Below are 23267 nucleotides of genomic sequence, written 5' to 3' on the forward strand. Positions count from 1 at the left end.
AATACGAACATTCATTGAATTGGTAACGGAAATATTTGAAAAATCTTTATTTGCTTTAAACCGCACAACTGTAAAAAACCCGTACCTTTGCGGGCAATTTGTTGATACAGATCGCAGTACCTTCTTTAACTCAATTTTTGTTGCAATGTCCGCAGTAGCAGAGCAAACCCGGTTGGAAACACGTATGTTGGCCGACCGCATCAACGCCCTCGAAGAATCTTCGACGCTGGCGATGACCAAAATGGCCCGGGAGCTAGCCTCCAAAGGTCACAGAGTAATCAGTCTGAGTGTAGGTGAGCCAGACTTTAAGACGCCTGAGCACATTTGCGAGGCAGCCAAGAAAGCTATCGATGATGGTTTCCACGGCTATTCTCCGGTTGCAGGCTATCCTGATCTGCGCAAAGCAATTGCTGATAAGTTGGCACGTGATAATAATATAGATTGGAAGCCAGAAAACATCGTGGTATCCACAGGCGCCAAACATTCTTTGGCGAATGTGATCCAGGTTCTGGTCAACCCAGGCGACGAGGTTGTGATTTTTGCACCTTACTGGGTAAGTTACTCCGAAATGGTGAAGCTGGCAGAAGGTAAGTCGGTAATTGTGGACGGTGCTTTTGAAAATGATTTCAAAGTTACCGCTGCACAACTGGAAGCTGCCATCACACCAAAAACGAAAATTGTAATGTACGCTTCTCCCAACAATCCGACAGGAGCAGTGTATTCAGAAACAGAACTTAGAGAAATCGCTGCGGTACTTGAAAAACACGAAGGTGTTTACGTGCTGGCTGACGAAATCTACGAATATATCAACTTCACCGACGAAGGCCATTTCAGTATTGGTTCTATTCCGGCTTTGAAGGAACGCGTGATTACTGTTAATGGTGTTGCAAAAGGTTATGCGATGACAGGATGGCGGATCGGTTTTATTGCAGCCGCCAAATGGATCGCCGAAGGTGTTGAGAAATTACAGGGACAGGTTACTTCCGGTACCAACTCAATTGCTCAAAAAGCGGCTACCGCTGCTTTTAACGGGCCAATGGAACCTTCGATAGAAATGGCAAAAGCTTATCACCGCCGTCGTGACCTGGTTGTTGGTTTGTTGAAGGACATTGAAGGATTTAAAGTAAATGTACCGCAAGGCGCATTCTACGCATTCCCGGATGTGAGCTATTATTTCGGAAAATCAGACGGAGAAACTACCATTAAAGACTCCGACGATTTCTGTAACTGGCTGCTTAATAATTCTTACGTATCAACCGTAGCAGGTTCAGGATTTGGTGCGCCGAATTGCATTCGCATTTCAACTGCCGCATCAGACGAATCTCTTATAGAAGCTGTGCAACGCATTAAAGATGCAGTTGCAACTTTAAAATAGAAATCAGGAAATGAAAAAAGCCTCATAGGTGTTATCCTGTGAGGCTTTTGCATTTATATTCAACAATACTAAAAGCTACCCGCTAAAAGCTACCCGCTAAAAGCCAATAGCTAAAAGCTAATAGCCAAAAGACCATGAGCAAGCACTATTTTTTGAAAGTTAAGGAGGTAGAAAAGGAAACGGAAGAGGCATCAACAATCCACTTCTGGCATCCGCTGAATGAGGTAATTGCTTACAGGCCAGGCCAGTTTCTCACATTATTGTTACCAATGGAAGACGGAACAAAGGTGAGAAGATCCTATTCAATGTCGAGCTCGCCTTATACCGACGTTTCGCTGGCTGTTACGATCAAGCGCATTCCGGGCGGATTTGCTTCCAATATGTTGCTGGATACGATCAAGGAAGGTGATATCCTGGAAGCAGTAGAACCGATGGGCTCTTTTTTCCCGAAACAAGAAGATGATCAGATTAGGCAGGTTGTTTTTGTTGGTGCGGGAAGCGGGATAACTCCTTTATTTTCAATACTAAAATCAGTTCTAATTGTGGAGCCGGAAAGCCAGGTATTCCTGATTTACGGCAGTCGCAATGAAGATTCTATTATTTTCAAAACAAAAATTGAGGCTTTAAAAGAGAAATACGGTGACCGTTTCCAGGTTGTACATACCCTCAGCCAGCCAGGCGACAGCTGGACAGGAGAAATAGGTAGGCTGAACAAAACGCATATTCTGAAAATATTAGGTCAACTATCTGATTTAAAGGCAAGTGAGGCGGAATATTTTCTTTGCGGGCCAGACGATATGATCGATGAAGCCAAACGTGCATTGTCAATTTTAGCAGTTCCTGATCAAAAAGTGCGGAGAGAAAGTTTTGTGACTACTTCTTCAAGCCAGCCGGGCGAGGTGATCGTGGCAGAAGACGATACCTATAAAACCAGAGAAGTAACCGTTTTTTATGAAGGTACTGAATACAAGGTTTCTGTAAAAGCGCACGAAACTGTGCTGGAAGCTGCTTTGAATATGGATATTGACTTACCTTATTCTTGTCAGGCGGGTATGTGCACGGCCTGTATGGGCAGGTGCGTTTCCGGAACTGTACAAATGGATGAGGATGAGGGGTTGACGCAGGGAGAAAGAGATGCCGGATTTATTCTCACCTGCGTCACCCGCCCATTGACGGACGATGTAATTATTGAAGTCGAGTAATTTTTTAATTGCTGTCAATTCCCTCTTTTCTTGGGAGGTGCTGGTGGAGGTGGCGGCGCGATTGGTGATTTTGCAGGTTTCGCTACTTTTGCTGGTACCGGCGGTGGCGGAGGCGGTGGAGCCAGCCCGCGGCGATTGTGTATTTTGCCAGTACCGTGTGACATTCCCGCTGATCTCGGGCGGGCGGCTACTTCCAGTTTCTCCATATTAATTGCTTCCGCTCCCAGTTTCTGGCTCAGTTCTTCAATTTTCGCATTCACTTCCTCCGCTTCCGCTTCCAGTTTTCGGTTTGGCATCTCTGCTTCAAACTGCGACTTTCTGGCCGCTGAAATTTGCGTGTTCAGTTCTGAGATAGTTTGTTCCACAACTTTGATCTGTTGTTCATAATCAGCCAGTTGTTTATCAAGATCCGTATCCGTTAGTTTGGATTGGTTCGTTTTATTTCCTCTGTCAAGAAGCGAAGACCGCTTTTCCATTAGCTCCGATCTGGATTCAAGCGCACGCTCTTTTTTCCATTCGATCTTCTCCAATTCTCTTTCAACCCGCTCTACCTCGAAATTCTGCTTCTCCATTTCCAGGTGAATTTCCTCAGTTCTGCGTAGAAAAGGCTCCATTTCTGAATTTATGGCGTGCATCCTGCGACTGATTTCGGACATTTTTCTTTCGAGTGAATCACTGTTCAAATGCAGTACAGCCGACTCTTCGAGCAATCCTTCAATATGGAGCGCAATATCCTCCGGGATTTCCTCATCAGGAATCTGGATAATTTCACCGGATACTTCCACCAATAAAGGTTGCTTTGCTTTTTTCTTGGCAGTTTGTTTGACTACTTTCTTTTCTTGTGGTTTTTCGGATTTCTGAGCTACTGCATACACCGAAATGCTGACAGCCAATGTGATAAGAAAGAACAGGACCGGCAAGCTTCCGTTTGTTCTGGAAGTTTTTGGAGAAATACCGAGTACGCGCTGCACTCTGCTGAGCAATAATGGTTTTTTTGAAGCAAAAGCCATTGCAACCCGAGGGGCGGTTTGCCATTCCGCAACTTTTACCAGTGCATGCGCCAGCGACATTTTATCTCCACAAACTGCCAGCGCAATATCATCACAGCAATGCTCGCGCTCGGCACGGATCCTGTCAGAAAGCCACCAGATAGCAGGGTGAAAGAAAAAGATCACTTCGACAAATGACTGAAACAGATTAATCAGATAATCATTTCGCTTAATGTGGGCAAGTTCGTGTGCAAGAATCGCTTCAACCTGTGCTGTTGAAAATCCTGACAGAAAGCCTATTGGAACCAGGATGACCGGGCTTAAAGTACCGATCACGATCGGTGTCAATATTTTAGATGTTTCCTTGAAATCTACTGATTTGGCAATATTCATCTTCGCGACAATCACGCCTAGCCTTGCCCGCCACTCTTTGTCCATCACTACGCGAGCCTGAGCGCGTAGCTTTTCAGTAAAAAGCCAGCCTCCGAGAAAACGGATCAATAGCATTGCAGCGCCAATTACCCAGCAAACGACCAACTCATGCAAATGAGAAGTGAGCCAGAACTGTATTTTTAAACTGATCGGAAACTCGTACCCTGATTGAGCGAGACTGTTCAGATTCGATTTGTTCAGCGAGACTGTATTGCTTAGGCCGGGTAGGGGGGAGGAGTATTTGGAGTGATAATAGAAAAATGTAATAATAGAAGCGACAACCTGACCGAAGAGCAGACTCACCCCAGCGAGATACTTGATACTAGCTGATTTCTTCCGGAGAACGTAGAATGCAACCAGACTAATTATCAGCAATGCAGTTGCCTGCCACAGGGAGTGTACCAAAGTCCAGCCGAAAGCTGAGATAACAGAATCTGACACAAAAGTTGAGATCGATTTCATAGCTACCGATTGTTTTCAAGGTTATTTAACAATTCACGAATCTCATTTAATTCTTCCGGAGATGTAGTATGATTCCCCAGCGCCTGCATGACCATTTGCGCAGCAGATCCCTGGAATACGGTGTCTACTAATTTGCCCAGCAAATTTTGTTGCGTTTCCTCTTTTCCTAATAGTGCGACGTAAATATGCGACCTTCCTTGCTCTGTCCGGTAGAGCAAGCCTTTGTCGTGCATGATCTGCATAAGTTTCAAAGTGGTCGTATAACCAACATCCTTCGTTGCGGCGAGGGCATCATGAACTGCTCTGACGGTGCTGGGGCCAGCTTGCCATAAGAAATTCAAGATCTCTAATTCAGAATCAGTGGGCTTAATATACATAATAGAAAAATGGTTACGATTCTTCGTACCAAATGTCTACGAAAAAAATCGTAGATGCAAGCGTTAAGTACGATTTTTTTCGTAGTTAGCTATTTCGAATTGTAACTGTCTGAATGTAAGGCACAAACAAAAAAGTCCGGCACAGAAGTGTCGGACCAAATATGTTTTGAAGTTAATTCTATACGTAGGTATTCAGCATTACGGGCATCACCAGCATCAGAATATCTTCATTTTCTTCCTGATCGACGGGGATAATTAAGCCAGCACGGTTTGGAGCGGAAAGTTCAAATGTGATTGTTTTGCTTGAAAGGTTACCTAGTACCTCGATCAGGAATTTAGCATTAAAACCAATTTCCAGATCCTCACCATTGTACTCACACATTAACCTTTCATTGGCTTCATTTGAATAGTCGAGATCCTCTGCAGAAATCACGAGGTCATTCAGTGACATTTTCAGACGAACCTGATGTGTAGTGCGGTTTGAATAAATAGAAATACGTCTTAACGAACTCAGAATTTCCATTCTGCTGATCGTAAGTGTATTCTGATTGTTAGTAGGAATCGCATTTTCATAGTCCGGGAAACGCTCGTCTATTAAACGGCATATCATGCGGATATTTCCAAAACTGAAAAATGCATTTGATGAGGTAAATTCTGCTTTAACCAGCAAATCCTCAGAAGGCAAGCAAGATTTAAGCAGATTCAGCGCTTTCCGCTGAATGATCATCGAAGTGTCCACATCCGACTTAATATCTGTGCGGCGGTAACGAACCAGGCGGTGACCGTCAGTTGCTACAAACGTCGCATTCTCTGTTCCCATTTGAACGAAAACACCTGTCATGGCCGGACGAAGATCGTCAGTACTGGTTGCAAAAAGTGTATTGGCAATCGCAGATCCTAAGGCAGAAGAAGAGAATTCCACAGACTGACCGCGATTGACAGCCGGTGTTTTAGGAAAATCAATCGGATTTTCACCAGACAGTTTGTAGCGGCCATTGTCCGAAATGATCTCGGTTCCAAAGGTTTCGCCATTTACCTGTAATGTAATCGGCTGCTCAGGAAGTCCGCGCAGCGTATCCAGCAACAATTTTGCAGGAATCGCGATAGCGCCTTTTTCAGAAGATTCCACTTCAATTTCGGTGATCATAACCGTTTGAAGGTCCGAGGCGGTTACCGTCAGCGAGTTACCATCCAACGTTAACAGAAAATTTTCAAGAATCGGTACTATTGGGTTCGTTGAAACGACACCGTTGATAGCAGATAGCTGTTTGAGTAGAACTGATGACGAAACGACAAACTTCATAATTCGTGACGTAAGTGTTTAAATGTGAAATATATAGGGTTGGCCACAGCCCGAAAATCGTTTTGTAGGGAACAAAAATAGAAAAATTACCGGACGAAGTACCCTAAATTCTGGTGAATTTTCGTAGCCGAAGATAGTATCTCAGGGCGCCGAAGATCCCGATGAGCGCAATCGGGAGAAGCAGGTTGAGCCCCTGCCAGAATTTCCTGTTTTCCTGTAATTTGATCTTGTCGAGTGCGCGGATATTGATCTCCTTATTTCTCGCACTGATCAGCCCATTTGCGTCAGTAAGGTAGTCCAACGCATTCATTACAAAGTCCTTATTGCCGAAAGTTTGCTGGGAAACGCGATCGTAACCCAGTGGCAGAGGAGCATTTCTTTTGTAGTCAAAATCGTTGACGATCACGTCTCCATCTGAGCAGATGATCACTTTTCCCCCATTCCCTTCCCCTTTAAACTTAGCTGATCGCGGGTCGTTTGGCAGAATGCGGTTTTGAAATAGAGAATTAAATGATCCTTCCAGAAGCACAGCCGCCAGTTTTGCTCCGCCTCTGTATTCGGAAGCCTCCGGATCTTTCCGGGCTTCGTTATAGCCTACCAATGCAGGCGCATTTACTACCTGCGTGTACGGAGAAGTGAACATCAGCGGCATTTTCTGAATGTTAGCCGCGCCGCCAACCGTATCAATGCTGCTCAAAAATCTGGTGTAAACTGCGTTCAAATTTCTGGTGATCGTGTGCGGACCAAAGTTGTTTAACAACGGATAGAATCGCCAGGGTAGTGGCTTGATTTCGGGGGCGTCGCCGCGGGTTCCTACGTTCAGTAAAATATCAGCACAATTGAGGTCTTTGATCAAATTGGTATTGACGCGCACTCCCCATTTGAAAAACAGATCATTTAAATTAAGGTCATTTGGCTGTGCATAATTTCCGTCCAGACTCACACTATCCACTTTTGCCCCGTCGATAAAAAACATCGCCTTTCCGCCCGAAACCACATATTGGTCGAGCTTGTACTTGTCATCGTCTGAAAATGCGCTGTCCGGTTTCATAACCAGCAGTGCGTCAAGTCCGTCATAGGACTCGGGATTGTTCATATCCAGGAATACATCATAATGCTGCTGGATCGTCGCGATCAGATCGCTCAGTCGGGCAGGAGAAATTTTGGTATGGCTTACAATCAAGCCTATTTTCTTCCTGTCAGGATTTGCCAGCAGCCGGATCGCCGAAGCCAGTTCAAACTCAACGCCTTCGTAAGACTGGTTCAGTTGATCTTCGGAAGAGCTCGTTTTGTTTCCTTTTAATAGCTGCACGGGCACGGCGAGGGTATCGGCCTGAACGATAGCACCGGGGAAAATGATCTTTTCAGTTCGCTTTCCATCTTCATTTGCAAAAACATTGGTTGGAGTCAATCCGCGATCCACCAGGTTCATATATTGCTTTTGCCGCTGATCTTCGCTCGTCGCGCTTGAAGGGTCAGAATAATTGACAGTTAAATGTCCATTGGAGAATGTCTTAAATTCTTCAAGCGTCTCCCTGGTTGCACTTTCTAGTCTTTCGAAACCTGCCGGAAATTCACCTGACAGGTATACATTGACAATAATATCTTTTTCAAGGCTACCCAGAAGTTCTTTTGTGGCTTCGGAAATACTGTAACGCTTGTCTTCGGTGAGATCCAGTCTGAAAAAAAACAGGGAAGCCAGCCAGTTAAGACCAGCCAGAAAGGTTATTAGCAGGACAATCCGAAGAATTGTACTTTTTACGAGCATATGCTATTTCTTGAACTTACAAGCTTGATTATCAGGCTCTACGTAGTATGATTTGTAATTAATAGCTTTGGGGTTCATGCATCCCTTCAATTCGAGCACTTCAATATTCCGGAAATCAATCGGGTGACTTTCAGCCTGCAGCGCAATATATCCGCTGCCCAGAGGCGTGCCGTCCTTTTTTACCCATTCGTCTTCACTACCCACTTTGCCATCTTTGAAGGTGTGATTTTTCCCGACATAACCGCCGCCGATTCTGGGTTTGGTAAATACAAGTACCGTATCTTTTTCAATCAGGTGATACACAATGGAATCGCCCAGCACGATCGCTTCTGCATTCACCCACTGATCGCCATTGTATGTTTTGGAAGTGGAGTTGATGCAATGCGCCTCATCGAGCTTGCCGTTAATGTCTACGATTGTGCCCGGGGTGCAAATGTTTCCTGTATTTCGTTCGCCAGCATTCAGTCCTCCCAAATATTGCATTTCCAGCGAAATAGGGAAATCCTGGTCAAGTCCCAGGCTTGCGGCCGGCTGTGAATGTAGCATAATTCCGCTGTTTCTTACATTCCACGAAGCGCCGCCCGGCACCTGGTTTCCGGTAAAACGATATTGTAATCTGATTTTATAGTGAGAATACGGCTTGTTATAATACATGTGTCCATATTCTGTGGTAAATCGATCATACTCCTTGTAATTCACGCGTATCATATTGTCCTCAACGATAAACGTATTCTTGTAATTGTCGTTGACTTTGTGCCCCGCGATCTTAATATCCCAGCCAGTCAGGTCTTTACCATTAAAAATCGATTTCCAGTCTTCCTTATCAGCAGCTTTTTGTGCGAAGGAAGTGAGGGACGTAAGTAGGAGGAAAAGAATGAATTTTGTGGGCATGAGCGAATGGTTGATATTTATTTGCCACGAATGCACTAATATACACTAATGCATTCGTGTGGAATTCGTGTATTCGTGGCGAAAATTAAAGAACCAATCGCTTATATTCTAACCTACCACGCCCGAAGTTCACAAGCAATCCAAGTTTGTTACCTGAAACCTTCAAATAATTAATAGTTTGTGAGATATGTTCATTTGTCAGGCAGGACACACATTTCACTTCCAAAATAATTTTATCAAATACCACAAAATCAGCATAGAATCTATGCCGGAGTAGAATACCGCGAAAATAAACGAGATACTCTTTCTCGCGCTCGTAATATATCCGCGTTTGAGAAAAACAGAGTTCTAGCGCATCCTTGTAAACGATCTCTGCGAAACCATGGCCGAGTTCATTGTGCACTTCCATACACTGTCCGATCACCTGATACGCTTCTTCTTTGTGAAATAATTCCATCTTGTCTAAGACTTTATATACTTAGACGAAAGAGTTGGGATTAAGTCACATTGGAAATGGATCACTACCTCCGTTTCCGCTTGGGCTTCTCTGCTGACGATGAACTACTGGATTTTTTATTTCCGCGTGAAGACCTTGGTGCGCGCGATTCGTGCACCGCTGGTTTACGGACATTCGAGCGGCCTCCTCTGTTTTCACGGCTTGGGGAAGGTATAGTTCCTGCGAGATAAAGGTCCATACTGCGGCGGGCGAGGTTGGTATCTTTCACTTTTACCTTTACCTGATCTCCAAAAGTGTAAATCTTCTTTGTGCGCTGACCAATGATCCTGTAATTTTCTTTATCCAGCTCATAATAGTCATCGCCAAGGTCAGTCATACGAATTAATCCTTCCGAAGCGGTTTCCGTGATCTCTACAAAAATCCCAAACTCAGTCACGCCCGTAATAATCCCGTCGAATTCTGCGTCAGGATCCATGGAGCTCATGAATTCAACCTGCTTATACTTAATTGAAGCGCGCTCAGCCTCTGCCGCAAGCCGCTCGCGTTCAGAGGAATGCTTTGCTGCACTTTCGTACTCTTCCGGATTTACATTGGCGCCGCCATCAAGATAGTGCTGTAAAAGGCGATGTGCCATTACGTCAGGATATCGACGGATCGGGGATGTGAAATGCGAATATCGCTCGAATGCCAGACCAAAGTGCCCATCATCCTGAGTTGAATACCGCGCCTTCGCCATCGTTCGGACTGCAAGTGATTCGATCAGATTTTGTTCCGGTTTTCCTTCAACGCGGGCCAGCATCGCATTCATGGATTTGGCGATCTTATTCTCTTCCTCCACTTCCAGCTTGTGGCCCAGCTTGCCGACGAAAGTGGCAAACGTTTTCAGCCTTTCAATATCCGGCGCTTCGTGAATACGGTACACCATCGTGTTTTTATTCTCATCCTTTGACAAAGAATACACATATTCGGCAACCCGCTTGTTGGCGAGCAGCATAAACTCCTCGATCAGCTTGTTGGAATCGTGGCGCTCTTTCTGGTATATCCCCAGCGGTTTTCCGTTTTCGTCCAGTTTGAAGCGTACCTCCGGAGTCTCAAAGTTGATCGCTCCTTTTTTGAAACGCTCTGCACGAAGGATTTTAGCGAGTTTGTTAAGTGTAGCCAATTCGTTTGGAAAGTCTCCTTCACCAGAGTCCAGCACAGCCTGCGCCTCTTCGTAACTGAAACGTCTGTCCGAGTGGATTACCGTCCTGCCAAACCATTCTTTCAGCAACTTACCTTTCGGGCTGATCTCAAATATGGCCGAAAACGCGAGCTTATCTTCATTTGGTCTTAGCGAGCAAAGGTTATTAGAGAGCTTTTCCGGAAGCATAGGAACCGTTCTGTCGACCAGATATACGGAAGTTGCCCGTCGATAAGCTTCTTTTTCCAGTTCGGTATTTGGTAGCACATAATGCGAAACGTCGGCAATATGTACGCCTACTTCCACCACTTCATCATCCAAATATCTCACAGACAATGCATCGTCAAAATCTTTGGCATCTACCGGGTCAATCGTGAATGTGAGCCAGTCGCGGATATCCCGGCGATTTGAAATCTCCTTTTTCGATATCTTATCAGAAATCTTATTCGCTTCTGCTTCAACGTGTTCGGGGAAATGGTAAGGCAAGCCAAACTCCGCCAGGATCGCATGCATTTCTACATCATTATCTCCCGCCTTGCCCAGTACCGTCACAATTTCACCCGCCGCCTGGCTCCTTCTCGTCGGCCATTCCTTCACTTTTACAATGACCTTATCTCCGGTATTGGCATCCTTGGTTTCTTCCGGTTCAATGAAAATAGGGTCGAAAAGTTTCTTGTTATCGGGCTGCACAACGGCATAGCGCTGATTGATCTCGATGATACCGACTATATCCGCATTTTTCCGCTCTATAATATCCGTTACCCGGCCTTCAACCCGACTTTTACCGGAATCACTCCTGCCTGAGTTGCGACTGTTTTTACTTAATGTCTGAACAGAAACAATATCCCCATCCCACGCACCATTCAGCAGCTCGGATTCAATGTAAATATCGTCATCGCGCCCTTCCACGATCACAAATGCAAACGATTTGTTCACACGGTCTACGCGGCCTGTCAGGTCTTTGTTTACAGGTTTATTTGCGCCTGCGGAATAGGTACCATTCTTATGATACGTAATCCGGCCCGCCTGTTCGAGTTCGTGCAATATCTCATTAAAAAGCACTCTCACTTTTTTATCCTGTACCCCAAAATGATCGTGAACGTCGAACGGACGAAACTCCTGACCACCGTTCAGATCGAAGAATGCGGCTATATCTGCCTTCAAATTATCAATATAGGAAACAATATGATGAGGAGCTTTTTGCTCCTTCTTTTCCCTTTCGGGCTTATTTTTTACTTTTTTATCTTTCATTATTCTTTAAATTAATACCTGGCAACCTGTCAAGACCGCCGGGTGCAGAGTCAGCCGACCCTGGTAATGTTCTCTTCCTGAACAGCCTGGAAGCAATGCAAACGCAAATAAAGCTGTGCCAGCACGACTACATCCTCCCTGCAATATCGGGAAATTTTTGCCAGATCATTTTCTTCATAATATACCTTGGTGACCTGGTCGCCGCTCATTTCGTTTTTACTGCCGGGAATATCGAAAACAGCAGCCAGCAGATCGAGCGAAGTATAGCTCTTGTAATCCCCGAATTTCCATAGATCCATCGTATCCTGGTGCAGGATTTCCCACGGTTTTTTGCCAGTCATTTGAAGTGCTTTCGGTATTTCAATGCAATGGATCAGCATGCGGCGGCAGAGAAACGGGAAGTCAAATTCCTTGCCATTATGCGCGCAAAGTATAAGTTGGTCTGCGGGATATTTTTCAATCAATGCTTTAAACTGCCGCAACAAATCAGCCTCGTCGTCGCCCGAAAAGCTGCTTACTTTAAATGCAAGTTCCTCATTTTCATTCCAGTAAAAAGCGCCGAATGCAATGCAAATAATCTTTCCAAATTCCGCGTAGATAGCGCCACGGTCGTAGAAATGTTCTGCATTAGTGAGAGAATCGTCGCCCCGTTTAAGACTTACCGCCTTTTTGTCCCAAAGTTTCTGCATCCGATCGGGCAGCTGTTCATAGGAAGCGTGCGAACAAACTGTCTCAATGTCAAGGAGAAGGAAATTCTTAATGCGTCTTTTAAAATCTTCTGTCATAGTGTGTTGGGTTATGGTTAGACGGTTTGGGTGAAATGTCGTCAGTGTTAGTCATTTATTGTCATTGGTTGTCATTTGTCGTCATTTATAGCCACTTATTGTCATTTATAGTGAATACTAAATAAATGTAAAACCTGACTACCCAAGAACAATCCCGAACCACCCCGAACAACCCCGAACAACCAATGACCACCAATGACAACCAGTGACTACTAATGACCACCAATGACAACCAGTGACTACCAATGACAAACCAATGACCCCCAATACCCCCCCAAATCAATGATGCAAAACTCCCTGCAAACCAAGTGGTTCGATCGGGATCAGGTTGGCTTCTATAATGCTGTCGGGGACGAATATAAACTTTTTATCGTAGATCTGATTTCCGATGAAGTAGCTGACCCAGAATTCGTTATTAAGGTGAAAAACGTCCGGCATGATCGGTTCCACCACTACATGTGCGCCCGGCCCGATCTCTGCGAAAAAGTGCCTGAGCGTCGATGTTTTCTGATTAAAATCATTACCCAGCTCGCTGTTCCCGTATCCTTTTGAAGTGACGAATACATTCGTGACCGGCTCGTCATTCTTGTTGATCACAATTACATTCCATTCTTCACCTTCCTCCGCATTAATACTTCTGACAATCGCAACCTGTATTCCCTTTACGGGGTGAAATATGATATCTTTCTTCATTCTTTATTCGTCTGTTAAATCCATCTGAAACAAATCTGCCAAATGGGTTTTTAAAATATTGGAAACTTCGCCGATGCTGACTTCTCTTCCCAACTCTTTCTGCATCGATGTCACTGCCTTATCCTCAATGCCGCAGGGGACGATATTTCCGAAATAGGACAAGTCGGTATTCACATTTAGCGCAAATCCATGCATGGTAACCCAGCGACTGGCTTTTACGCCCAATGCACAAATTTTTCTTGGATTCACCTGCGCCTCGTGATCAAGCCACACGCCCGTCAAGCCTTTGATTCTTCCGGCATCGATTTGATAATCTGCTAACGTGCGGATAATCGCCTCTTCGAGCATCCGCATATATAGATGAATATCGGTAAAAAAATTGTCCAGGTCAAGGATCGGGTAGCCTACTATCTGGCCCGGCCCGTGGTAGGTAATATCTCCGCCGCGATTGATTTTGTAGTATTTCGCCTGTTTCGCAGTCAAATCTTCTGTCGACAAAAGCAGGTGTTCTGGTTTGCCGCTTTTGCCCAACGTATAAACGTGAGGGTGCTGGCAAAAAAGCAGGATGTTGGGGGTCAATACTTTCTCTGCGTCGCTTAATATGCGGTTTTGAGTCTTTAAAGCGAGCGTTTCAGCAAAAATCCGTTCCTGATAATCCCACGCTTCCTGATAGTCAATCAGTCCGAGATCCCGGAAGGTTACCTGTTTATTGATGAGGGTATTCATTGAAATATTGAAACTTGCCAATTATTTTTTTGTTTTACTTCTGAAATCGCGTGACTTTTATAAAAAGGCAACGTCTAAACCTATACCGCGGACAGAAGTATCTGAAATACTAACACTCATTTCCAGTTAAAATGTTCGTTTGGAGCAAGTTTACAGTTAAACCTATTTTGAAATGAAAGTAATGCTAGACATCAAAGACAGCAAGGCAGGTTTCGTGATGGGTCTTTTACAAAGACTTCCTTTCGTTAAGGCTAAGCCCCTTTCTAAGTTTCAGGCTAAGGTTCTAGAAGACGTTGGTGACGCAGTCAATGAAATGCATCTGATAAAAAAGGGTAGGCTTGCTGCAAAGGACGCGGAAGATCTTTTCCGTGAATTATAAGGTTCTCGCCATTACAACCGAATATTTACCGTAATATGGCCGCACATAATGATACGGGGCATTGGGGCGAGGCGCAGGCTGCTGCTTTTTTGTTGGCAAAAGGTTTTGAGATAGTCGAGAAGAATTACCGCAATAGGCACAAGGAGATTGATTTGATTTTACAAAAAGACAAAATGCTAATTTTTGTCGAAGTGAAAACGCGGAGCGGTACCGGTTATGGAATGCCCGAAGAGTTCGTCAATCCGGCAAAAGCTAAACTCGTAATGCGCGCCGCAGAGAATTATATTTTCGACAAAGACTGGCATTTCGATGTGCGTTTTGACATTGTTTCTGTCCTTATTTTACCAAACGGTGAAACCGAGATCCGGCATATCGAGGACGCTTTTTACAAATAGTAACCTGAGTATCTGACAAGTAGAATCCGTTTACAGGCAGATTTAAAAGGTAAATGCATTGCATTCCTAAATCCGCCTGTGATGTTTCAAGATCTGTTGTTAAGTCGAAGAGAGTTGCTCCGGAAGTCTGCGCTAATGTGCCTTGCAGCCTCGCAGGACTGGGTTTTACCTGCTGCGCCCCGGTTTCAGTTGGGGGCCTGTGATTGGTCTGTCGGCAAAGCATTGAACCCGGAAGCTTTTGACAGGGCGACACAAATCGGGTTGCAAGGAATTCAGATCAGTTATAATACTTCCAAAGACCAGGCCGGACTTTCTGTCCCGGCTACATTACAGTTGATTAAAGAAGCTTCCAAGCGAACAGGCGTTAAAGTTTCAAGTCTTGCTATCGGAGAGTTAAATCGGGTACCCTACAAATCCGACCCGCGGACCGAAGAATGGGTCTGGAATAGCGTCAATGCCGCAAAGGAGCTCGGCGTGAAAGTGATATTGCTGGCTTTTTTCTCGGATGGAGATTTGAGAAATGATGAAAAAGGTAAAAAAGCAGTTATTGAAAGACTAAAAAAAGTAGCATCGCATGCTGAAAAGCAAGGTATTACACTTGGAATTGAATCTTACCTCAGCGGGCAGGAGCATTTGGATATTATCCATGCAGTAGGTTCAAAAGCTGTCAAAGTTTATTACGATTTCAGAAATTCGGTCGACGCCGGTCACGACATTTTCAAGGAAATTCCGATGCTCGGAAAGGAAATGATCTGTGAGATTCATATGAAGGAAAACGGCCAGCGGCTTGGCCAAGGCACGTTAGACTGGCCAAGAATAGCAGAGGCGGTCAAAAAAATAGATTATTCCGGCTGGATGCAAATCGAAGGTGCTACCCCGCCCGGTGCTGATCTCGTCGAATCTTATCAGCAAAACCGTACTTATCTCGAAAGCCTTTTCTCCTTCAAATGATATGAATTCAATATCCCTGATTCCTCAGCGTAGCATTTATGCGTTTGTCGGCATTGGCCTGCTTTCGTTCTTTGGTTTTTATCAAATACAAAAACAGCCTGAAACTCCAAAACAATCGACAGGCGCACCCATAGTATTGGCCGATACTTCCAAGCTATACGTTCCCGATGATCTGGAAGCGACACTTTGGGCGGAGGCGCCCATGTTCCATAATCCTACGAATATGGATATTGATGCGAAAGGCAGGGTTTGGATCACGGAGGCAGTGAATTACCGGGATTTCAATACCAAACCTGCTGATCGGCTGAGCCATAAACAGAAGGGTGACCGCGTGATGATCTTGGAAGATAAGGACGGCGACGGTAAGGCAGAATCCTCCAAAATATATGTAGAAGATACCTTGCTGACTTCGCCGCTGGGTATTGCAGTAATTGGCAACAAAACCATCGTTTCCTGCGCACCTAACCTGATCATTTACACCGATAAAGACGGAGACGATAAGCCCGATAGCCGTGAAATTTTCCTGTCCGGTTTCGGCGGCTTTGACCACGATCATTCTCTGCATTCGCTGGTAGCCGGCCCTGACGGGAAGTATTATTTCAACACCGGCAATGCGGGGCCGCATAAAGTGAAGGATAAAAGTGGCTGGGAATTGCGGAGCGGCAGTTTGTACACCGGCGGAACACCTTATAATAAGTCAAACCAGGGAAATCAGAAGTCGGACGACGATCGGATCTGGGTAGGAGGGTTAGCATTGCGCATCAATCCCGACGGAACCGGTTTGAAGGTTTTGGGGCATAATTTCAGGAATAGCTTTGAAGTTTGCCTGGACAGTTACGGTAATATGTGGCAAAATGATAATGATGACCAGGTAATTACCTGCCGGGTAAGTTTCTTACAGGAAAATGGTAATGCGGGTTATTTTTCGGCAGACGGGACACGTTACTGGCAAGCCGATCGGCGGCCGGGACAGGATATTTTCACAACCCACTGGCATCAGGAAGATCCGGGCGTAATGCCAGCCGGTGACAACACCGGCGCCGGCTCGCCCACCGGAATCGTTTTCTACGAAGGCGACGAGCTGGGAAAAGATTACCGCGGCACATTACTGAGCTGCGAAGCGGGCCGGAATGTGATTTTTGCGTACAAACCCGAGCAAACCGGCGCAGGTTTCAAGCTCAATCGCCGCGACCTGATCAGCTCATTTCCGCAAACCAGTGAAAGGTATGAATGGTACGAAACGGACGGAGATACCCGGAAATGGTTCCGCCCGTCGGATGCGACAGTCGGCCCGGATGGTGCATTGTATATTGCCGATTGGTACGATCCGGTAGTAGGAGGCCACGCGATGAAGGACAAAATCGGTTACGGCCGCATTTACCGGATTACTCCGAAAAATAAAAAATTAACCACCCCAAAAATCGACCTGACAACTATTGCCGGCCTGGTCAATGCATTGAAAAATCCAGCCGTAAATGTTCGTTTGCTGGGTTTTGAAGGATTGAAAGCAAAAGGCGAGGACGTGGTCGGCGACGTAAAACAGTTATTAACTGCCGAGAACCCATTTCACCAGGCGCGGGCAATATGGCTGATGTCTCAATTGGGCGAAAAAGGTGCGGCAGAAGTTGATAAACTGACAAGATCAGCGGACGCCGCGCACAGGCTCACCGCATTCCGTGCATTGCGGTCGATTGGTAAGTCTGACGGATTTTTGGAACAAATGGCGAATGATCCCGACGCGGCTGTACGGCGTGAAGTAGCGATTGCGCTGCGCGATATGCCTTATGAAAAAGTATCAAAACCTATTCACAGCCTGATCAGACACTATGACGGAAAAGATCCCTGGATGCTGGAAGCGATAGGTACTGCAGCTGACGGAAAAGAGCAAAAGGTATATGCAATGGTAAGAGAATCGTTCAAAGCCGATCCCGAATACTGGAACGCGCAGCGGGCAAATCTAACCTGGCGACTACATCCTGGAAACGCAGTTAACGATTTGAAAATCAGGGCAAATTCATCAAAAGTCTCGGAGAAAGACCGAAGAAAAGCGGTGGCTGCGATCGGTTTTATAAAAACTAAAAATGCGGCTGAGGCGATGGTTGCATTGAGTAAGTCGCCATTAAAAGACGTTTCGTCGCAGGCTTCGTGGTGGCTGAACTTCCGGAAAAGTAATGACTGGGCCGATCTTATGAACTGGGAAGAAGCGACTGCGCAGCAAATGACGCCGGGTTACCGTCAGATGCTGGAAAAGAAAAAGATAGTACTTGACAAATCGCAAAGTGTGTTGAATAGAATTGAAGCAGCCAAATTAATGGCCGCTGATGTGGACGGAGGCAATATTTTGGTTGATATGCGGGTGCAGGGACAGTTGCAGGATACGGTTGCGAAATCCGTAAGTGAGATTATTTTCAAAAATCCGGATCAGAATGTGAGAGTTGTTGCGAGCCAGTTCTTTCCAAGAAACGGAAAGGTTTTAAAAACAGATTTTATCTCCCGAATGAAAGCGAACAATACCCACGGCGAAAAAGTCTTCACGACCTATTGCGTAGCCTGCCACAAACACGGCGAAACAGGCGCCGATATTGGTCCGGACTTAACTTTGGTACACAAGAAGTTTGACAAAGGCGGCTTACTCGACGCGATCGTTAACCCGTCGGCGAGCATGGTTTTCGGTTATGAAAGCTACACGATCGTGACTAAAACCGGAGATACATTTTTCGGATTCTTACTTAGCGACGGAGCGAATGTAGTACTGAAAGACGCAGCTGGAAAACAGCATTCGATTAAATCAGCTGACATTAAAACCAGGGAAAAAATGCCGAATTCCCTGATGCCCGAGCCAGTAACGCTGGGATTAAATGAGCAGGATCTCGCTGATCTGACGGGTTATCTTTTGAATTTTAAATAACAAAAACCAGCATACTTACAGCCTGCCGTATTTACGCATTATTTCCAGCACTTTCTCTTCGGGAAGTTCCTCTACCTTGTGACCCTGCGTTCCTTCCATTGTTTTTGCCATAAAAAGAGAGTTAATAATCGCTTCTTCGGTGGATTCCATCGCGGCCATAAAAAGCGGAGATACCACATCGTTGGTCAGGAAAGTAGCGGTTGCGGTAGGCTCAGGGGCGTCGTGCAATACCCGGTTTGCAGTTGAGAATGCGATGACATAATCCCCGCTTCCGTTTGCCGCAATGCCACCCGTTTGCGCCATTCCCAGGAATACCCTTTTCGCAAGCCTTTTTAGATTTCTCGCGTCGAGCGGCGCGTCTGTCGCGAGTACCATCATGCAGGAACCGTCGGACGATTTATCAAGTTGCTCTTTGAATGCATATTGCCCCAGCTCCTGCCCCACAGGCACGCCATTTACTTTCAAAACTCCTCCAAAATTGGTCTGTACCAAAACGCCCACCGTGTAGCCGCCCAGCTTCTGAGGCAGTTTCCGCGACGCAGTTCCTATCCCACCTTTCCAGCCAAAACACACCGTTCCGGTGCCTGCGCCCACATTCCCTTCCGCGACAGCACCATTTTCAGCCTGTGCCAATGCATTCAGAATGTGTTCTTTACGAACGTGGCGGCCGCGGATATCATTTAAGAAACCATCGTTGGTTTCTCCTACAACGGGATTAACAGACCGCACGCTTTCATTTCCCTTCTGGCCCAAAGTCCAGTCAATGATCGCGTCGGCAGCAGTGGGGACGCTGAGTGTATTGGTCAAAACAATGGGAGATTCAATCGTACCCAGCTCCTCCACCTGTGAATAGCCGGTCATTTTACCAAACCCGTTTCCTATATACATCGCAGCCTGTACTTTTTGCTGAAAGAGGTTTCCGTCATGCGGAACGATCGCAGTGACGCCCGTGCGCACGTCGGCTCCCTCAGTGAGGGTTACCTGTCCTACTTTCACGCCGGGAACGTCCGTGATCGCATTAAGCGCGCCGACAGGCAGTACGCCGATTTTAATTCCCAGGTCGCGCGGTCGGTTCTGAGAAAATGAAATGATTGGCATAAGTGCCAGCAGTGATAGCAGGAGTGGCTTTTTCATGGTCTTTTTATTTAAATGAAATATACTAAAAAACCGCTGGCAAAGTAGCTGGCCAGCGGTTTCAATATTTTGGTACTGGGAGATTAATCTTCTTCCGGACGTGCCTTTGCAGGGTCGATCGTCGTTTCCATTCTGCTGATCGCCGAGGCGCCGAAAAAGCCCAATGCTTTGGGGCCGGCCGGATTTGCATTCACTACATTCGATCGGATATTGGCGATCGGAGTAGCAAACAGCCCGCCGTTTCCGGCCTGCTCACGGATTTGTTTCAAAAACTCGAAAGCTTCATTGGTAATGCTATGAAGCTCCACACCGATTTGATTTCCAGCTGAATAGAGGGAATCGGTAGTGATTGACTGGCGAAGGGGAAGGATAAAAATCAGCCCGTCGGAAGGGGCGCCGGCGCCGAATGCTGCGTCGTAAGCAATGGAAATGCTGGTTGCCCTCTGAACTTCGGCTTTCCCTCTGATTACCGGCTTGATCCAGTAAGTATCGCCTTCTCCCACAAAATCACGCGCGTAAAATTCGGCTACATAACCTTCCCGTGGACCTTTATCCGGCTCAAAAGGTAGTTTTTCCTTGGTATAAACAATGGAATCCACCGCCGGAACGCGCCTGATCTCGGTACTTGACGTAAAAGTTTCCGCGCCTTGTTTGATCGTCAAAGTGTATTTGCGACCAACGTGACCCAGCGTGTCCCCCGCTTTTTGCCAGATATACTGACCATTTCCCAAAGAATCCTCAAATTCGTAAATAGTGCCTCTGTCGTCTCTTATAACTACTTCTGCATTCAGAACAGGTTTGGCAGGCGTATTATCAAAATAACTCGCCGACCACGTAAGTTTGATCGTCTGCGGCCCTGCCTGGTTCGTAATCCACCCGTCGACCACCAGTTGTCGAGGCCCGGTTTGGGTTTCGAGGTCGATTACATCTTCGCAGCCCGTCAGGAAAAAACCTGCCAGCAATGCAGCAAAGCCCATTTTTATTGCTGATTTATTAAAATATTTCATCTGATTCATGGCCGGTTAAAATTTGAAATTGTAAGTGATCGCAGGAATAAAACTTCCAATCACCGCGTACCGTACAGCCTCTGTTTTCAATGCATTGTCTTCATTCACCCGCGTATAGATCGAAAACGGATTGCGGCGGTTGTACACATTGTAGCACGACAATACCCACTCACCTTCGCCTTTCTTGAAAAGCTTCTTTTTCGATTTCAAAGTAGCCGCTAGATCCAGGCGGTGATACGCTGGAATGCGGTTATTGTTTCTTCTGTTTTCAAAATTGTTACCCACCGGCCAGCCTTGAAATTCCCAGCGATTAGTTGGGAAAGTCGCGGGTGTACCCGAAGTGATCGTGAAGTTGGCCGACAGTGAAAGTCGTTTACTCATTTCATAGATCGCGACGGAAGTGAAGTTGTGCGGCTTATCGAATCTTGCCGGAAACCAGTCGTTATTATTGATACTCTCAACCTGCCGCTCAGTTTTTGATAAGGTGTAACTGATCCAGCCGGTTAGTTTTCCTTTATTCTTTTTGAGATAAAACTCAGCACCGTAAGCTCTTCCCTTTCCAAAAAGCAAATCGCCCGCAACGAACTGGTTCAAAAGCAGATCGGATGCAGGTACGTAGTCAATCTGGTTATATAGTTTTTTATAATAAACCTCCACGGAAGCTTCGTAAGTATTGTCTTTCAGGTTCTGAAACCAGCCTAATGCAACCTGATCGGCTTTTTCGGGCTGAATAATAGGTGAACTCAGAGTCCACACATCAAGCGGCGAGGCAGCTGCTGTGTTGGACAGTAAATGCAGATATTGCGCTGTCCGGTTGTAGCTGGCTTTAATAGAAGCATTGGAAGTTACCCCGATATTCAGCGACGCCCGCGGCTCCCAGTTGCCGTAACTCTTAATCTTTTGGCCCCTTTTGTATTCGGTACCAGGAAAAACAGGTTCTTTCCGCTGACCTATTTCATCAGTAAGGTATTGATATTCAGTGCCTGGTCCCAAACTGCGGAAATAAGAGTAGCGAATACCATATTGCAGGGAAACCCGGTCCGAGAATTTCTGTTCGTTACCAATATAAAGTGCCGATTCATCCGCATACTTTGGATCCAGACTGATATCGGTTGACTGACCTTCCGACACAGCTAGTGCGCGACCCGGACGGGTATCGTAGTAAATGTACTGGCCTCCGAAAGTCAGCTGGTTGTTAGGTGTAATGTAAAATGTAAAATCGGGCTTAATGCTCGTACTAATGATCTTCGATTTCCAGTCAAACTTATCTTTTGCATTTGGATCGTTTGCGTTTTGTCCGAGCGAATAATCATAATTGCTGTAATAGCCCGTCAGGTTCATGAACAGCTTATTGGAAAAAATGTGGTTCCAGCGCGCCGTGGCAGTTGCATTTCCCCAGCCGAATCCAAAATCTCCTCCGCCGAAAACGTCTTTACCAAAATAACCCGAGGCGTAGAATGTATCCTTATCGCCCAGCTGGTAATTGACTTTGGCTGTAAGGTCGTAAAAATAAAATTTAGAATCTTTCAGGTCTGAGTTCAAAAAGGGCTTTGCGAGCACATCAATGTACGAACGACGACCAGCGACGATGAAAGACCCTTTTCCTTTAGCAAAAGGCTGCTCGTAATTGAGGCGGGAAAATATAGTCCCGATCCCACCATTCACCTCCCGTTTTTTGGAGTTACCCTCCTTCATTCTCACGTCGAGAATAGAAGAAATCCTCCCGCCATATTGCGCAGGAATACCTCCTTTGATCAATTTCACATCTTTTACAGCATCAGGATTAAATACCGAGAAAAAGCCAAAAAGGTGAGAAGAATTGTAAACCGGCGCTTCATCCAGCAAAACCAGGTTTTGAGAAACATCCCCGCCCCTTACATTGAAACCCGAAGCGCCTTCACCAACAGTAGTCACGCCCGGAAGCAGCTGAATACTGCGGATCAAATCCACTTCACCGAGTAATGCGGGCATTTTCCGGATCGTTTTCATCTCCACCTTATTCACCGACATTTCAATACTCCTTACATTTTCATCCTCCCGCTGCGTCGAAACCGTTACTTCCTGCAACTGATTGCTTTCGTCTTCCATTTCAATGCTCAGCGTTTTGTCAGCATCGAGTGTCACTTCTTTGGTGACTTTCTGATAGCCTATGTAACTGAAAACGAGCGTGTAATTGCCGCTGGGCAATGTAATGGAGTAAAATCCGTAAGGATTCGTAACCACGCCGGTAGCGGCTTCGCGCACATAAACCGAAACGCCGATGAGCCCTTCTCCGTTGGCTTTGTCTTTAACATAACCGCTTACCGTCTGCCGGTTTTGCGCATTGACCTGAAAACAAACGCCGAGTAATAGCAGCAGTAGGTAGATTTTCCTGTTTTTCATTGGCTTAATTTGGTTCGCAATTTGAATTTTTTCTATTCAAAAGATTGACAACTCAGTGGCTACATCCCCTCTGTTTTTACGGACAAAAGGTAAAATTGATTGGCTTATCTCCGCAAAACAAGGTCTAACGGCATTATAATGATAGAGAAAAGTGATGAACTACCTTAAAAAGGGAGTCAATGGTCATCGGTGGTGAACCGGTAGTGAAAATGCTTTTATA

At 45.7% G+C, this 23267-nt stretch carries 19 protein-coding genes; 6 read left to right on the forward strand and 13 right to left on the reverse strand.

Annotated elements, in window-relative coordinates; translation table 11 throughout:
• Positions 1-145 precede the first annotated feature (145 nt).
• Both KOD92_RS23735 and KOD92_RS23740 read left to right on the forward strand, forming a co-directional pair.
• Complete coding sequence (locus tag KOD92_RS23735; RefSeq protein WP_215236107.1) at positions 146-1375, forward strand: pyridoxal phosphate-dependent aminotransferase; 1230 nt, start codon at positions 146-148, stop codon at positions 1373-1375.
• A 134-nt stretch (positions 1376-1509) separates the two neighbouring features.
• Positions 1510-2577 (forward strand): ferredoxin--NADP reductase, encoded by a 1068-nt coding sequence (locus KOD92_RS23740; RefSeq protein ID WP_215236108.1) that lies wholly within the window; start codon positions 1510-1512, stop codon positions 2575-2577.
• Positions 2578-2591: 14 nt separating this feature from the next.
• Here KOD92_RS23740 and KOD92_RS23745 read toward each other — a convergent pair whose 3' ends face one another.
• The 10 genes from KOD92_RS23745 to lipB all read right to left on the reverse strand — a co-directional run bounded on the left by KOD92_RS23745 (position 2592) and on the right by lipB (position 13891).
• Positions 2592-4460 carry a M56 family metallopeptidase gene (locus KOD92_RS23745; RefSeq protein WP_215236109.1) on the reverse strand — a complete coding sequence of 623 codons (1869 nt, stop codon included), beginning with the start codon at positions 4458-4460 and terminating at the stop codon, positions 2592-2594.
• A gap of 2 nt (positions 4461-4462) precedes the next feature.
• A complete protein-coding gene (locus KOD92_RS23750; protein WP_215236110.1) occupies positions 4463-4837 on the reverse strand; it encodes a BlaI/MecI/CopY family transcriptional regulator in 375 nt (124 codons plus the stop codon).
• A gap of 178 nt (positions 4838-5015) precedes the next feature.
• On the reverse strand, positions 5016-6140 hold the full coding sequence (gene dnaN, locus KOD92_RS23755) for a DNA polymerase III subunit beta (RefSeq protein WP_215236111.1): 1125 nt from the start codon (positions 6138-6140) through the stop codon (positions 5016-5018).
• A 103-nt stretch (positions 6141-6243) separates the two neighbouring features.
• Complete coding sequence (gldG, locus tag KOD92_RS23760) at positions 6244-7908, reverse strand: gliding motility-associated ABC transporter substrate-binding protein GldG (protein ID WP_215236112.1); 1665 nt, start codon at positions 7906-7908, stop codon at positions 6244-6246.
• Positions 7909-7911: 3 nt separating this feature from the next.
• On the reverse strand, positions 7912-8799 hold the full coding sequence (locus tag KOD92_RS23765; protein WP_215236113.1) for a 3-keto-disaccharide hydrolase: 888 nt from the start codon (positions 8797-8799) through the stop codon (positions 7912-7914).
• A gap of 85 nt (positions 8800-8884) precedes the next feature.
• Positions 8885-9256 (reverse strand): GxxExxY protein, encoded by a 372-nt coding sequence (locus KOD92_RS23770; RefSeq protein ID WP_215236114.1) that lies wholly within the window; start codon positions 9254-9256, stop codon positions 8885-8887.
• 64 nt (positions 9257-9320) lie between these two features.
• Positions 9321-11687, reverse strand: a complete 2367-nt coding sequence (gene rnr / locus KOD92_RS23775) for a ribonuclease R (RefSeq protein ID WP_215236115.1) — start codon at positions 11685-11687, stop codon at positions 9321-9323.
• A gap of 50 nt (positions 11688-11737) precedes the next feature.
• A complete protein-coding gene (locus KOD92_RS23780) occupies positions 11738-12472 on the reverse strand; it encodes a 3'-5' exonuclease (protein ID WP_215236116.1) in 735 nt (244 codons plus the stop codon).
• Between the two features lie 279 nt (positions 12473-12751).
• Positions 12752-13165, reverse strand: coding sequence for a hypothetical protein (locus KOD92_RS23785; protein ID WP_215236117.1), 414 nt, complete (start codon positions 13163-13165; stop codon positions 12752-12754).
• A 3-nt stretch (positions 13166-13168) separates the two neighbouring features.
• The gene (gene lipB, locus KOD92_RS23790; protein ID WP_215236118.1) at positions 13169-13891 is read right to left on the reverse strand and encodes a lipoyl(octanoyl) transferase LipB; all 723 of its coding nucleotides are present in this window, start codon (positions 13889-13891) and stop codon (positions 13169-13171) included.
• A 172-nt stretch (positions 13892-14063) separates the two neighbouring features.
• Between lipB and KOD92_RS23795 the strand changes: the two genes are divergently transcribed.
• The 4 genes from KOD92_RS23795 to KOD92_RS23810 all read left to right on the forward strand — a co-directional run bounded on the left by KOD92_RS23795 (position 14064) and on the right by KOD92_RS23810 (position 18524).
• Positions 14064-14270, forward strand: coding sequence for a hypothetical protein (locus KOD92_RS23795; RefSeq protein WP_215236119.1), 207 nt, complete (start codon positions 14064-14066; stop codon positions 14268-14270).
• Between the two features lie 35 nt (positions 14271-14305).
• A complete protein-coding gene (locus KOD92_RS23800; protein WP_215236120.1) occupies positions 14306-14665 on the forward strand; it encodes a YraN family protein in 360 nt (119 codons plus the stop codon).
• A gap of 81 nt (positions 14666-14746) precedes the next feature.
• Complete coding sequence (locus KOD92_RS23805; protein ID WP_215236121.1) at positions 14747-15616, forward strand: sugar phosphate isomerase/epimerase family protein; 870 nt, start codon at positions 14747-14749, stop codon at positions 15614-15616.
• Position 15617: 1 nt separating this feature from the next.
• Positions 15618-18524 carry a PVC-type heme-binding CxxCH protein gene (locus KOD92_RS23810; protein WP_215236122.1) on the forward strand — a complete coding sequence of 969 codons (2907 nt, stop codon included), beginning with the start codon at positions 15618-15620 and terminating at the stop codon, positions 18522-18524.
• Between the two features lie 15 nt (positions 18525-18539).
• On the opposite strand, the gene KOD92_RS23815 is transcribed toward KOD92_RS23810, so the two are convergent.
• The 3 genes from KOD92_RS23815 to KOD92_RS23825 all read right to left on the reverse strand — a co-directional run bounded on the left by KOD92_RS23815 (position 18540) and on the right by KOD92_RS23825 (position 23047).
• Positions 18540-19658 carry a DmpA family aminopeptidase gene (locus KOD92_RS23815; protein ID WP_215236123.1) on the reverse strand — a complete coding sequence of 373 codons (1119 nt, stop codon included), beginning with the start codon at positions 19656-19658 and terminating at the stop codon, positions 18540-18542.
• Positions 19659-19741: 83 nt separating this feature from the next.
• Complete coding sequence (locus KOD92_RS23820; RefSeq protein ID WP_229254817.1) at positions 19742-20674, reverse strand: DUF4249 domain-containing protein; 933 nt, start codon at positions 20672-20674, stop codon at positions 19742-19744.
• A 6-nt stretch (positions 20675-20680) separates the two neighbouring features.
• Positions 20681-23047 carry a TonB-dependent receptor gene (locus KOD92_RS23825; protein ID WP_215236124.1) on the reverse strand — a complete coding sequence of 789 codons (2367 nt, stop codon included), beginning with the start codon at positions 23045-23047 and terminating at the stop codon, positions 20681-20683.
• Positions 23048-23267: the final 220 nt, after the last annotated feature.

The organism is Dyadobacter linearis (genome assembly GCF_907165045.1).
In the GTDB taxonomy this organism is placed as follows: domain Bacteria; phylum Bacteroidota; class Bacteroidia; order Cytophagales; family Spirosomataceae; genus Dyadobacter; species Dyadobacter linearis.